Origin of the sequence: Domibacillus indicus (assembly GCF_023715895.1) — a bacterium.
In the GTDB taxonomy this organism is placed as follows: domain Bacteria; phylum Bacillota; class Bacilli; order Bacillales; family Domibacillaceae; genus Domibacillus; species Domibacillus indicus_A.
This window is the reverse complement of the sequence record NZ_JAMBOO010000155.1, coordinates 1-242: the sequence shown is the minus strand read 5'-3', so window position 1 is coordinate 242 and position 242 is coordinate 1. Positions and strand designations below refer to the sequence as shown.

1 rRNA gene is annotated in these 242 nt (G+C 49.2%); it reads right to left on the bottom strand.

The window, feature by feature from the left end:
• Positions 1–108: ribosomal RNA gene (gene rrf / locus M3221_RS26060) — 5S ribosomal RNA — on the bottom strand; the annotation flags it as partial.
• Positions 109–242: the final 134 nt, after the last annotated feature.

Sequence of the window (242 nt, the reverse complement as noted above, 5' to 3'; positions counted from 1 at the left end):
GCGTCCTGCTCTCACAGGGGGAAACCCCCAACTACCATCGGCGCTGAAGAGCTTAACGGCCGTGTTCGGGATGGGAACGGGTGTGACCTCTTCGCTATTGCCACCTGACTATGAAGTTTGAAAGAAGTGTTCTTTCAAAACTGGATAGAAGCGTTATTGTATGGGCAAAAACCTTTCGGTTACACGCCAAGTGTACATTGATTAAGTCCTCGATCGATTAGTATTCGTCAGCTCCATGCGTC